Here is a 14,703-nt window from a genome sequence, read left to right on the forward strand (position 1 = left end):
TAACACATACATAACAGGAATGTAGACGAGGGTTATATATGAACAAAGTTTACAGCATTATTTGGAACGCGGCGCTCGGCATCTGGGTGGTCGTTTCTGAATTAACTAAAGGCAAGAAAAAAAGTAGTTCTCGTAAAACTGTCGCCGTCCTCGCTGCTGGCGCATTAAGCGGAGCGTCGATGATGGCCTCGGCTGATCCGATTATTGATATCGGCGATCATAATATTTCTACTGACTACCAGCGAGGAATTTCCGCTGGCGTTTATGAGGGAATTCATAACTACGGCTTCTTATATGAAGATAATACCACTGGTCAGGCGCTCAATATCAGCGGCGCGATCCCGACGATTACCCCAGGCCAAAGCGGCGTTGTTGAGTCAACGACTATCCGGGAGCTGCTGCAAACCGGCAAAATCACGCTTAAGGCTACCAGCCCTGACCAGAGCGTAAAAACAATCTCTACGGAGGAAGAGCTGGCAGAATACCTGACTCATACCCAGTCAGCGAAGCCTTCGCAAAGTACGGACTTTGATATTTTTGATCCGGCGCTTCCTGGAGAGCCAGAAACCATTAAAGTTTTTGATACCAGCGCGTTAGCCGGGTTTATCACTGAGTCACAAATCGGCGATGCTGTTTTAAATACGTATGATGCGCAACAAACGCAAATCTATAAGCAATTTGGCATCGCGTTGGCGACCAATGGCGCCACGGCCAATCTGAATATTGGCAACGATACGCTTCATGTACGTGACAAAGCCAATACCATCGAATTACTGGCTAAAGATTCCTCGCTGCTGGAAGCGCAAGGCGCCAACAGCCAGGTGAACTGGCAATCCGATAACTACATCAAATTTAACGCCGCCCCCGTTATTCCGACCAAAACGTTTAACGGTTCCAGGACGACCTCCGTATTTGGCGGCGATGTAACGCTGATGACATATGGCTATAACGACGCTGGCGAGGTGATCGAAACGGGGGAAAAAACGTTCTCAATTACCACGGCTGCGGAACTGGCTGAGTTCAATAGCTGGTTGTTAGGCGAAAGCGATGATGCCGCGCAAAAACCGGATGGACAAAAAGTCAGTCAGATCCAGTTGTGGCTGGATGTTGAAGACAGTCAAATCACAACCGTCTCCGCCGCGCAAGCGAAGTATGCTGAGCTGATAGATGACTTACTGACTTCAGGTAAGTCATCTGATGTTATCTCCTGGGATTACGACGTCTGGACCGATGGCGAGTCGCATAGCAATAACACGACCGCCGAACGCGGTGAGCTACACGCTATCTATGCCAACGGCGCGGGTACCGCCGGTACGTTGAATAAAGATGCGATGATCGCCGTAGACGGCAGTATTAATGGCGTGATGAAAGCCATTGACGGCGGGGTTATCACTAACCTGGGCGAACTGAACGCATTGCGTACCTCTACCGGCCAGAGCCTGGCAATTGGCATGCTGGCGAAAGATGCGACGGCAACCAACCACGGAACGATTAACGCCGGGCTGTTTATTGATAAGGACGGTAACCAAAACGTCAACAGCTACGGTGCATTTGGCATGCAGGGGCAAGGCGCCAGCGTAATTACCAACGAAGGCACAATCAACCAGGCGATTACTACCGATAACTTCGGTACCGCTTCTGCTGCCGATCCCTGGAGTAAAGACGATCCCGAGACTTCGTTGACGCTGGCCATTGGTATGCAGTTGTCCAACGACGCGCAAGGCACTAATAACGGCGATATCAATATCGTCAACGGACACAAAAACAATAACCCCTTTGGTAACGGCACCGCCTTTGGCGTAGAAGTCGCCGACAACGCCACATTTACCAACACCCAGAATGCCTCTATTTACCTTGGCCGCGATGCTAATAATTCCTCCCAGGATGCCATACTGCCAGGCGGTTCCAGCCCAAGCGCCGGTATCATGACCAAAAGCGCCAAAGAGGTGATTAACAACGGTCTCATCACCCTTGGCGTCGGCATACGTAACGCCGCCGGGATCCTGATCGGCAATGCAACAGGTAATGTGCTGAATACCGGCATTATCGCAATCAATGGCGATGGCCGTGGAGGCACCAGCAAGAACTACGGCATCACTGTGCGTGACAGTGGCGCAGAGAATGGTCAGATCATTAGAAATGACGGCAAAATTAACGTTAATGGCAACAATAACGTCGGGATCCACGTCAGCGCCAATAAGAAAAATGCCGAAGTCACCACCAGCGCTTCTGGTTCTATCGTAGTAGACGGTGACGGCGGCGTCGGTAACCGAAACTATGCTATTTGGGCAGAAGGCGGCACCAACGGTCAGGCAACGGTCAATGTCTATTCTGATATCACCCTGAATCAGGCAGGTAACATCGGCGTACACGTGCGTGATAACGCCATCGCTAACGTCGATAGTCTGAGTAGCCCGGCGTTCAACAACACCGATCAGATTGGTTATTACCTGTATGGTAAAGGCGCGACCGCCAATATTGGGCAGGCGGTGATGAATGACAACGGCCAGGATCGCACCACTATTTTCCGTATCGCCAATGGCGCATTGTTGGCCGGTAATACGACTAACCCGAAAGATCAGTCCACTTCTGACTTGAATCTGACGCTCAGCGGCAACAATTCTGTTGGCGTGCTCGCCACCGGCGCAGGCAGTAGCGTAGATACCGGGGAAGCGACGTTTACCGTTAAGGGCACCAACTCCGCAGCGCTGATCATCGAAGGCGGCGCCAACGGTACCATCAGCGATAAAACCACCATCAATTTAACCGGTGAAAGCACCGTTGCCGGGGTGGTGGATGGTCAGGCGCATCAATTGAATGGCAACACGCAGGGGAATGCCACGAGCACCACCCTCACCTCAAACGCGAAGATTACCTCTGAAGCCAGCGGCAACAAGGTTATTGCCTATGTGGCGAGAAATCTGGGCAACCTGCTCCTCGATACCAGATCGATCATCGATCTGGCCAGCGTCGACAGCATCGGCGTTGATGTGCAACAAGGCGGGAACTTAACCAATAACTCCTCCAGCGCCCTGCATGTCAGCAACGGCATCGGCGTACGCGCCTCAGGCTCTAACGCGCAGATTAGTAAGCTGGGCAAAATTCAGGTTGATGATGGTACTGCTGGCGTTCTGCTGACCCAGGGGGCCAGTCTGCTGATCAACGGTAAAACTGGCGACAGCATTACCACTAATGGATCTGCTGACGGTATTCGTCTGGCCGAGGGTGCAGGCGCGCTGGCCGCGCAAAGCGTGATGATTCGCGCTGAGGGTACTGGTGCCGGTATTCAAAACGATGCCAACAACACCAATATCACACTGCGTGATGTCACTATCGATTCCAACGATGGTCCAGGGATCCGCACCAGCGTCGCGCTGACCATGAACGATGGCCTGAACAACATCCTCAACGTCAATGGGAAAGGTACCGGTTTCGCCTTTGAGCAGCGCAATGGCGACGCGGTGACGGGCGATCTGATCATCGGCAAAGGCTATACCGTTGAGGTGCGAAACAGCGAAGGCAGCGGTATCCGCGCCAACACGGATGGCCAGGTCACGACCAGTGCCGACATCAACGTACATAACAGCGCAGGCGGTTCTGCGATCATTGCGAAAAACGTCAGCGCATTAACCAACAGCGGGAAGATTATTTCTGCCAGCACGACCTCACCGGTGATTGACGCCAGCGGCGACAGCAAGAAAAAAATCACCAATACCGGTACCCTTCAGGCCATCAACGACACGGCAGTGGCTATTCAGTCTGGTAAAGGCAATGACACCATTGATATCAGCGGCGGTATCACCAGCGGCGTAATCAATACCGGCGAAGGCAGAGATACCTTCAACTGGCGCAGCGGTTCCTATGCGGGCGAAGTGAATTTCGCTGGCACTGGCGGCAACAATAAAGCCAACATCGGCAATGTAATACTGGATAAAACGCGCCACATCATTACCGCTGCGGGTACGGGCAATGCCCTCACCTTCACCAATACGAAAGATGCGAAGATTGGCACGCTTGCCAGCGACAACCTGAATACCGGCACCAACATTGGCACTGGCTGGGATTCCCTGACCATCAGCGGATCAAACGCGGATGTACGCATCGTTGAAAACCTGAGTCTGGCGAGCAAAACCCTTGCCGTAAACAATGGCGCAACGCTGCGCACCGGCGATCACGTTGAGCCGACCAGTACTGCCGCCAGCATTGGCGATTACGATGTGACGACCCAGGGCGCAGGCAGCAGGGTTATCTTCGATACCCTGGGAGAGGCGTCAGCGGCGCAGATCTATCGTGGCATCATCAGCGGCGACGGGAAATTTGAACGTGCGGCGGGCGGCACCACGGTGTTTACCGCCAACAACAGCTACACCGGCTCTACCACCATCGCGCAAACCGGTACGTTGCAGTTGGGTGACGGCGGCAATGAGGGCGAAGTCAGCGCCGTATCTGACATCTTCGACAATGGCGTGCTGGCGATCAACCGCGCCAACAACGTCCTGCTCAACGGGGTGATCTCTGGCATCGGCGCGCTGCAACAAATCGGCGGCGGCATTACCCGTCTGAACGGCAATAACACCTATACCGGCGATACCACCGTCACCAACGGTACGCTGCTGGTGAATGGCGATCAAAGCGCGGCGCGCGGCGCAACGACCGTCAGCGGCACATCCACACTTGGCGGGAATGGCATTATCGGTGGCAATGTATTGATGAACGATGCCACCACCCTCAGCGCGGGTGATGGCGGTGCAGGTACGCTCACCATTAACGGTAACTTGCAGCTTGGCAGCAAAACGACCTCCGCTTTCGAACTGGGCAACGCTTATACGCCAGGCGGTGCGCTAAACGATCTGGTCAACGTCGCAGGCGATCTGCAGCTTGACGGAACCCTGGATGTTACCACTTCACAGGGCGGTAACTTCGGACCGGGCGTATATCGTATCTATAACTATGGCGGCAGGCTGGATAACCAGACGCTGGAGCTCGGCGCAATACCAGACAACCAGGATAAAAGTAATATTTTTGTCCAGACCTCTATCGACAAACAGGTCAACCTGGTGAATGCCAACGGCGTTACCCTGCAGTTCTGGGACGGCGCAACCGTCAATCAGAGCCATGGCGCGTCGGGGATTGAAGGCAACAGCAAAATTGACGGCGGCGATGGCAAATGGATGGCGATCGGCAGCCAGGGAGATAACAACTGGACCACGGCAACCGGTGAAGGTAACGCCCCCTGGGCGCAGAAATCCTTTGCCGTCTTCACCACCAAAGGCGGAACCGTTACCGTGGATAACGCCGCGGGCGAAGTTAACTTCTCCGGGGCGCAGTTTGACGCCGATGGCTATATCGTTAAAGGTGATGCGCTTAACGCGTATGCCACCACAGAAAACGCGACCCATGCAGGCCAGACGCCAGGTACCGGTGAACTGCTGCTGCGCGTTGGCGCCGGTGGCGCGGGTCAAAACTATACCGCGGCCATTGAGTCGGTGATCCGCGAAGCCAGCACGACTGACAAACTGACGCTGGTGAAAACCGACCTTGGTCGTCTGATCCTCAGCGGTGATAACGAGTATCGCGGCGGCACGCGCATTGATGGCGGTACGTTGCAGATTTCCTCTGACAGCAACCTCGGCCAAAGCGGAACCGATCTGGTTATTAACAACGGCTCCACCCTGCAGATGGGTGCGGACCTGACCAGCAATCGCACTATCGAGCTGGGAGCGAGTGATAACGCGGCGGTGTTTGACCTCAATTCGCGCCACTTCACGCCAGCCGGTGAGATTACCGGCGACGGTAAACTGAAAGTCACCAGCAGCTCAAGCGATGCGGGCAGCACCTTGTCGCTCGATCGCGCCAACAGCTACAAAGGCGATACCGAAATCGCCGGTACGGGTAATGCCAACAATGTCACGGTCAACGTCAGCAAAACCGGGGCCTTTGGTAGCAATGAAAGCAGCACCGTGAACGTCAATAAGGGGGCGACGCTCAATGTCAGCGGGACAGAGACCAGTCTGAAATCCCTGACCATGAACATCGCCGACAGCCTGTTAACGCTGGCGGATAATGTCACCGCCGCAAGCGCCAAACTCAACCTGACTGGCGCTGCAAAAGCGCTGTTAACCGACAACGCCACCGCAGGCAACGCGACGGTTAACGTGGCAAAAGACAGTACGCTGGCTTTGGAAGAGAATGCCAGCGGCGGCAATGCCAGCGTGAATAACAGCGGACTGATGACCTTTGCCGACCTGGCGATGGCGGAAAATACCGTCGTTAAAAACCTGGTGGGCGGTAAGGTCGATATCAGCACGGTCGACAGCGCAACCTCTATCGGCTCGTTGTCCGGCGCGGGGAATGTCGAATTGGGCAATAAAGCATTGTCGCTGGGGAATCTGCAACTTGATGACACCATCAGCGGCATTATCAGCGGTAACGACGGTAGCCTGGTGAAAATCGGTGACGGCACCTTAACGCTGACAGGCGATAACACTTACACCGGCACCACGGACGTCAATGAAGGCGTGCTGCTGGTCAACGGCAACCAGTCTACCGCGACCGGTCAGGTAACGGTTAAATCCGGCGCGACGCTCGGCGGTAACGGTATTATCGGCGGCGCGGTTGACGTGCTGGACGACGGTCATATTACTGCTGGCGCCGCCATCAACAGCGTGGGTAAACTGACCACCGGTTCACTGACGCTGAGTGATAACGCCCAACTGGATTATCAGTTTGGTCAGGCTTATACCCCAGGCGGTGCCTTCAACGACCTGATTGATGTGAATGGCGACCTGACGCTCGACGGTAAGCTCAATATCGAGACCTCTCCGGGCGGCAGCTTTGACGTGGGCGTTTACCGCGTCATCAACTACACCGGCACCTTGACCAACAATGTGATGGACATTGCCAACGCGCCGGAAGCCGCAGACAGCCTGTACGTGCAAACCTCGGTTAACAACCAGGTTAACCTGGTCAACCATGCCGGACTGACGCTGCGCTTCTGGGACGGTACCGGCGGTGAGAATGGCGAGCTGAAAAACAACGGCGTCATCAACGGCGGCGACGGTATCTGGCAATCCAGCCAGGGTAACGACAACTGGACCACGGATGAATCCACGCCAGAAGGCGCGCTGAACGCACCGTTTACCGATGCCGCCTTCGCCGTCTTCCAGGGTGAAGCTGGCAACGTCACCGTCGATAACAGCAAAGGCGACGTTATCATTAGCGGCGCACAGTTCGCCACCGATGGCTATCGCGTGGGTGGTGAGGCCATTACCACCGACACAGCGAACACGCTGATTCGCGTGGGCGATGGCACGGTAGACGGCGCAAACTACACCGCAACTATCGACAGCGTGATCCGCGGTACCGGCGGCCTGAATAAAAGCGATCTCGGGACGCTGATCCTCACTGGCGACAACACCTACAGCGGTGGAACCACCATCACCTCAGGTACGTTGCAGGTGGCGGGTGATACCAATCTTGGCGCGCCAGAGACGGGTATTACCTTCAACGGCGGTACGCTGAAGTATGGCGAAGCATTTGATACCGCCCGTCAGGTGACGCTGGAATCCGGCGGCGGGACATTCGATACCAACGGACATAACGTTTCCCTGCTGACGGAAGTCGAAGGTAATGGTCATCTGACCAAAACCGGTAAAGGCTCCCTCACCCTGACGCTGGATAATACCTACACCGGGGGCACTACCATCGAACAAGGCGTTTTACAGCTGGGTAATGGCGGTAACATCGGCAGCATTCAGGGAGATATCGTTGATAACGGCGTACTCAAGGTTGATCGCGCGGATACCCTGGCGTTAACGGCCAATATCAGCGGTAAAGGCCAGTTGCACCAGACCGGCAGCGGTATTACGGAACTGCAAGGTGAAAACAGCTACAGCGGCGCAACGTTGATTGCCAACGGCGTACTGCAGGCGGGTAATACCAACACCCTGAGTAGCGCGTCACACCACTACGTTGTCGCTGACACCATGTTGAACACGCAGGGATACAACCAGACCGTCGCAGGCCTGAGCAACGGCGGTGATGTCTCGCTCATCGGCCAGCAGACTGGCACAACGTTAACCGTCAAAGGGGATTACGTCGGCGAAAAAGGGATCATCAACATGGCGGCCATTCAGAATGGTAGCGGTGCAGGTATTGCCGACCGTCTGATTATTGATGGCGGTAAAGCCAGCGGGAGTACGCTGCTGGACGTTGATGGTTCTGGCCTCGGCGCACCGACCGTCGGGGATGGTATCGAGGTGGTCACGGCCCTCAATGGCGCTACCACCACCGCGCAAACGTCGCGCGACGCCTTCCACCTGGCCGCCGATCGTATGGCAGCAGGCGCGTTTGAGTACCAACTGCATGCGGGCAATGCTCAGGGTCAGGGGGAAAACTGGTATCTGAGAAGCGAATATCGTCCGGAAACCATGCTGTATTCAGGCCTTGCCAGCGTCGTGCGTCAGGGTGACATTAGTCTGCTGGGTAACATGCACCAACGTATGGGCGACGAGGTTAAACCGGGCATTGATGAAGATAATCGCGCCTGGGCGAGAATGCTTGGTTACTCCGGTAAAACCAAACTGGACGATGCGGCCGGGACGCAAACCAGCTCCCATACTATGGGTATCCAGGTCGGCGTCGATATGTATGCTAACGAAAGCTGGAAAGCCGGGATGTATACCAGCATCCTTGACATCGACAGCAATGTGAAAGGCACAAAGACGGGTAGCGACGGCAAAGGCGGAAACATCGATGACAATGCGTTTTACGTCGGCGGTTACGCCACCTGGTTCTCGGGCGACGGGATGTATGTTGATAACGTCCTGCAGTACGGTAACCATAAATCTCGCCTGGCGGCGACCGGGAACAACGGTTCTTATACCGTCAAAGGCAACACGCTGACGGCGTCAACGGAGGTGGGTAAATCGTTCCGTCTGGGTTCAAGCGCCTGGAGTCTGGAACCTCAGGCTCAGTTAATCTACCAATACAGCGATTTTGATAATGGTCGGCTTGATGGTGTGACCCAAACGAAAGTGAAAATGGATACCGCTGATTCCTTTACCGCCCGTCTGGGCGTACGTCTGGTTGCTGACTATGACACCAACCATGGCAAATTCCAGCCGTACGGCAGGGTAAACGTCTGGCAGGGTCTGGGTTCAAAAGACAAAACGCACTTTAGCAATGCGGTCGCCACCACCACGCTCGAATCCTCACAGCAGTACTCCAACACCGAAGTTGCGGCCGGTCTGTCCTGGTCAATCGACAGAAACGTGCAGGTCTACGGTGAACTGGGTACGCAATTCAGCAACGGTGGCAGTAAGTCGCAAGTTGAAGCACCGATCAATGCTTCCATTGGCTTTAAGAAATCGTTCTAAGCAGTCATAAACTCACCAGCCCTCTGTTCTGCAGGGGGCTTTTTTTTGCCTTTCAGGGCTGCCTGATACGCTACGCTTATCAGTCCTACGAACTTAACGACAACGCAGAACAATCAAGGGTTTGGGAAACGTAAAAAGGTGGGATTAATGATTATACTGCGTCAGGAGTAACGGGATTTCTTCTGCTAACACCGGCGGAGAAATGAAAAAGCCCTGAATTTTGTCACAACCAATCTGCGTTAAACGGTCCAGTTGGGACTGGGTTTCCACCCCTTCAGCAAGAACTTCAATACCAAAATTGTGCGCCAGTGAAATAATGCCCTCAACAATCTTTGTCGATCGGGTATCGGGCTCAATGCCAGCAACAAATTCCTTATCAATTTTTAGGGTATCAAAAGGATACTTCAGCAGATAATTAAGATTTGCGTGACCGGTACCAAAATCATCAAGAGCGAGTTTAACCCCGATCTCCTTTAGCTCCAGCATATTGTTAACCGCTATCTGGCTGTCGCGCAGTGGTGACGTTTCCGTAACCTCAATTTGGCATCGATAAGGCGGTAGTCCACAGAGGGTGAGATTACGTCTGACGCGTTGCGGTAAGAGAGGGTCACAAAATTCAAGTGCGGAAATATTGATTGATAATACAAGAGGATCGGGCCAGGACGTCGCCACATCCCAGGGGGTGTGGGTAACCATGTCTTCAATTGAAATGATATTGCCGCTGTCTTCCAATAACGTAATAAAAATATCGGGAGAGATCATCCCCATCTGAGGGCTGTTCCAACGCATTAATGCTTCAAATCCGCTAATTTGCTGAGTGTGCAAATTAAAAATGGGCTGATAAACCATATAAAACTGACTGGTATTCAATGCCTGTTCAAGCGCGGTGAGCACCTCGTTGGAATTAAACATTCCCTCTACCTCTACAAATCATAAAATTTAAAACCAGTCAAATCGCTCCCGAATTATATCTACTATGATATGTTTTACATCAGAAAAGAATCACCAGACTAGGGTAAAAAAGACATCCGATGGGTGAATCTGACAATTAATTTATTTAAATCAGAAGTATTGTTCAGTCCCAACTTGGCGACGACGCGCATTTTATGAGCCTGAATGGTTTTATAGTTAAGGCTCACTAACTCAGAAATTTCTTTAGCGGTATAGCCACTTACCAGCAAACTCAGGATCTGCTGTTCCCTTTCGGTTAACCTTTTCTGCGAACGATACAGCCGGGGATTCCATTTCCCGACTGACAACGTCGCCAATTGACCGAAATCTCGCAGTGAAGATTTCTCAGTCAACACTATTGCTTTCTCAATATATAATAACTCCACGCATAATTTCGCCACCAAACTGTCAGCTACAATGACTACGACGTTATTATAGAACTTGAATCGATTTTTATTCAGAAACTGTACGACGTCTGAACACGGTTGTTCATTATTAATGATATTAAAAATCATGGTTTGATGCTGACATAATGATGACTGATGCAACATATCCTCAAACTGGAATGTTTGTACGGGTACATGTTTGCTGGTCAGGTAGGCGAACATACCGTTGCCCACAAAATTATCATTGCCACACATCAACATCCTGTTTACCGCTCCTTATAAGCTTCTGATCTTGTTACTCATTAAAAATTTGATAATAATTTTCTCGACTTCAGCCTCTTCACGACGATTTTTAAAATCGAACTCACACGAGATCTGATGACAGGAGTACAACTGATTATCCTCATCAAACTCATTGATCGTGACGACATCGATCACTTTTAAATCCAGCTGTAAACTGCCAAACGTATCAAACTCCAGTGAGGCATTTTTAATCACCGCATCTTTATAAACAAAGCGGGTATTTACATCTTTAACAATTAACGCACAGCCACCCTGAGAGATGTTTTTAATCCTGAAAGAGTAGTTTTCTCCGTTTTTGTAACGACCAAAACAGAAAAAGTCATAACCCTTCAGGAAGGAAAAACGCTGATTTTGTCGCTGCTGGGCAAAGAAAATCATATCCGGGATGAGGTAGGATAATCCTGCCTCCGCACCTGCGGGTGGGGTTTGTTCAAATCTGGCACTAAATTTTACAATCCCGCTTTCGCTGTGCAGGATAAAGTATTGGACCTTTTCAGGCACAATCTCTTCATGGCCGGAGATGACAAACCGTTCGAAATCGACCTTCTCTAGCTGTGTGATAACGCTACTGTTTTCGCATAAGACTTCCAGTTTCGTTTTCTTGTGCAGCTCTTCACGAAGGATAGCGATGATTTCAAACTTGTTGTCCTTTGCTAATCCAAAGCTCATTCTAAAACCCTTATTTCCATATTTAAGATATGTCCCGCTTTTGGTTACCCAAAAACGCGAGATCAGCATCCGCCCTGGTGCTTAATTACCATAGTGGATTCCATGTCAGACAGTTGGTTAAAAATTAAGTTTTTAACTATCTTTAGCCAATTATTGATACGTAAAATCATTTAATCAGGATAATTCTAGCTTAAGCCGCGCTTAAAACCACGCGAACTTATGGATTAACTATAACAAAAATGAATAATAATTTTATTTAAGATGCTGTTTTGAGATAAAAAATAGCAAGAATTGCACAGAAAAAAACAAAGAAAAATGAAGGTGTTGGGATGGTTGGGCAATGCGCAGGTTGTCGCGCTTTTGTCGTCAGTGCGTATGATGCTTACATCTTCATATCATTAACTGCCAATACAGCCTGACGCGTGATTGTTATAAAGTGAATAATTACATTTTATATATTAAATAAATTTCCCTTAAGTCAGAAAAAAGCCAGCATCCTGCTGGCCCGGCAAATACCGAATAGAACTAGAGTGGCTTGCTACCTTACAGAGGGTACAACGTTAAAAATTCAATACCGCTGCTTAATTATTGATCGAGATGAGTCTGCGATGATCATCACTGCTCCCGCCAGCATTAGCGTGTCTTTCAATACCAGACGCCCGGCCCCGGACAAGTACGGAAAACCATGATGTAAATCGCCCAACGGCATTACCCATGCCTCTGGTGTGGTAATTAAAAAGGATAAGGTAACAATCGGCGTAGCAAATGCCAGTATGCCGCCAATTAATCCCAACCAACGGCTAACAGGATTTGCCAGCACCAATAAAGCGATAAGAACTTCGACTACGCCCAGACCATTGGAGAATGTATAGGTATTATTCGCCGCCTGCCATTCACGCTCCTGTGGCTTAAACTCACCTTCGTGGGTTAAATGCTGCTTATACTCTTCTGGATGTTCATAAAAAAATGACATTACCGGGCTATTAGCAACAAATGGCGTAATACTGTCAGCTTCGTAAGGTACAAATTTTAATAACCCAATCCAGATAAAAACAATTGCAATGCTCAGGCGAATTAAGGTCAATCCAATTTTATCGCCCTTACTGAGTAAACGCAGATACTTTTCCATGCAGGCTCTCCTCACTTGTATAAAATTGCCGTTGCGTGAGTGCTGCCATCAATGCGCATTGAGGTGATTTTCCAGGACGTTGCATTATTTTCCTGCGCCAGTTTCGCAATAGCATCCTCTATCTCGGAAGGCGCACCAGATATGGCAGACACGCTAACATGGACAACTTCGGTTTGCGCCAATGCGGAAAATGTCACCGGTGCAGTCAGTAACGCGGTCATTAGTAACGTAGTTTTAAACATGTTCATTCCTATTTCCATTAAACAGTGATTTCAGTGGCAATATAATAAAACATGCCAATTTATTTTATTTCATCCAGGACGCCAGAATAACTGTCAATGAGTATCCAGCCGTTAAAAAGACAAAAAAAGCCCCACACGGGTGGGGCAAACATGCAGACTACGCTTTTATTATTTAACGAGAGAAAAGAGATCGTTTAATGATTCACTCATACTCGGATGGGTAAATATTTGATCGCGTAAGGTTGTATAGGGTAATCCTGCATCCATAACCGTCTTGATGATATTAATCATCTCATGTGAATCCACACATAATAGCGAAACACCTAATATCTGTTTCGTTTCACTATCCACCACCGCTTTAAGTACGCCGCGTGTGTCATCCATCACTCGCGCACGCGGAATCGCCGCGACCGGCAGCGTGACTACCTGCACAGAAGCACCGCTGGCGCGAGCCTGTTCTTCGGTCATCCCCACGCGGGAAAGCGGCGGCGTCATAAAGACGGAATACGGTACATTTTGACGATCGCCGGTGTGACGTCTCCCCTCGCCTGACAGGTTGTCACGCACAATGCGGAAGTCATCCAGTGAGATGTACGTGAACTGCAACCCCCCGGTAACATCGCCCATTGCCCAAATATTATCTGCCGAGGTACGCAAATATTTATTCACAATAATGGCGCCGCGGTCGTTTACATCCACACCCGCTTTCTGCAACTGCAGGTTTTCGGTCGCCGGTTTGCGGCCCGATGCCACCAGCAGCGCATCCACGGTCTGGACGCCTCCCGGCATTTTCACCAGTACCGCGCCGTCCCCGGACGAAACCGCCTGTACGTTGGCATTAAGGATAATCTCAACGCCTTTGTCGCGTAAAATCCTGGCGATAGCTTCGGCAATATCCCGATCTTCACGGGCTAAAAACAGCGGAGCGGCTTCATAAAGGGTAACTTTGCTGCCGAAGTTAGCAAACATTGATGCGAACTCCACACCAATGTAACCGCCACCCAAAATTCCCAGACGTTCAGGCCGTTGCGTCAAATTCAACAGCCCGGTGCTGTCAAACACCCCCGGTGTGGTGGTTAACCCTTCCACGTCTGGAACCGTTGACTGCGCGCCGGTATTAATAAAGATCTTCTCGCCGCTTAGCTCAATCGCGCCTGTTGACTGCACGACTCGCACAGTATGGTTATCGACAAACTCAGCACGACCGTCGATCACATCGACATTTTCCAGGTCGGCCAGATTATGGAAGTTTTTATCGCGCAGGAAACTGACAACGGCAGCCTTGCGCTGCATCGCCGCAGCAAAATCATGTTGAAGTTCAGCGTCATGTACCAGGGTTTTGGTTGGAATACAGCCGATGTTGATGCATGTCCCGCCATACATGGTGTTCGACTGTTCAACAATCGCCACCCGCCAGCCCGTTTTTGCCAGGGTAGCTGCCAGCGTTTTACCCGCTTTGCCAAATCCAATAATAATCGCCTGATACTGATTCATGCTCTCTCTCCGCCTGGTCACTGTTCATTTGTTGAACTGAAGTATAGGGGTAACCAGACAAGGGAAATGTATCCAGAACGCGCTTATTACTGTTAAATCGTCTAAATCACTTTTAACCTCTTTTCATGAAACACATAAGCATAATAAATTAA

General features: G+C 51.0%; 7 protein-coding genes. 1 reads left to right on the top strand and 6 read right to left on the bottom strand.

The genetic code is table 11. The annotated features are described in order from the left end of the window. The first annotated feature begins 38 nt into the window (after positions 1-38). A complete protein-coding gene (locus tag M4I31_RS17080) occupies positions 39-9,377 on the top strand; it encodes an autotransporter outer membrane beta-barrel domain-containing protein (protein WP_085047571.1) in 9,339 nt (3,112 codons plus the stop codon). A gap of 144 nt (positions 9,378-9,521) precedes the next feature. Here M4I31_RS17080 and M4I31_RS17085 read toward each other — a convergent pair whose 3' ends face one another. From M4I31_RS17085 to rclA, 6 genes are all read right to left on the bottom strand, one after another. Beyond that, on the bottom strand, positions 9,522-10,289 hold the full coding sequence (locus tag M4I31_RS17085) for a bifunctional diguanylate cyclase/phosphodiesterase (protein ID WP_038638561.1): 768 nt from the start codon (positions 10,287-10,289) through the stop codon (positions 9,522-9,524). 98 nt (positions 10,290-10,387) lie between these two features. Then, entirely contained in the window at positions 10,388-10,969 is a 582-nt protein-coding gene (locus tag M4I31_RS17090) for a LuxR family transcriptional regulator (protein WP_170973229.1), read from the bottom strand. A 21-nt stretch (positions 10,970-10,990) separates the two neighbouring features. Continuing rightward, positions 10,991-11,686 carry a flagellar brake protein gene (locus M4I31_RS17095; RefSeq protein ID WP_085047572.1) on the bottom strand — a complete coding sequence of 232 codons (696 nt, stop codon included), beginning with the start codon at positions 11,684-11,686 and terminating at the stop codon, positions 10,991-10,993. A 568-nt stretch (positions 11,687-12,254) separates the two neighbouring features. Then, entirely contained in the window at positions 12,255-12,815 is a 561-nt protein-coding gene (rclC, locus tag M4I31_RS17100; protein ID WP_038638553.1) for a reactive chlorine resistance membrane protein RclC, read from the bottom strand. A gap of 11 nt (positions 12,816-12,826) precedes the next feature. Further along, positions 12,827-13,057, bottom strand: a complete 231-nt coding sequence (gene rclB / locus M4I31_RS17105) for a reactive chlorine resistance periplasmic protein RclB (RefSeq protein ID WP_038643060.1) — start codon at positions 13,055-13,057, stop codon at positions 12,827-12,829. Positions 13,058-13,225: 168 nt separating this feature from the next. After that, a complete protein-coding gene (gene rclA / locus M4I31_RS17110; protein ID WP_085047573.1) occupies positions 13,226-14,551 on the bottom strand; it encodes a reactive chlorine resistance oxidoreductase RclA in 1,326 nt (441 codons plus the stop codon). Positions 14,552-14,703 lie beyond the last annotated feature (152 nt).

Origin of the sequence: Citrobacter sp. XT1-2-2 (assembly GCF_023516235.1) — a bacterium.
Taxonomy (GTDB): domain Bacteria; phylum Pseudomonadota; class Gammaproteobacteria; order Enterobacterales; family Enterobacteriaceae; genus Citrobacter; species Citrobacter werkmanii.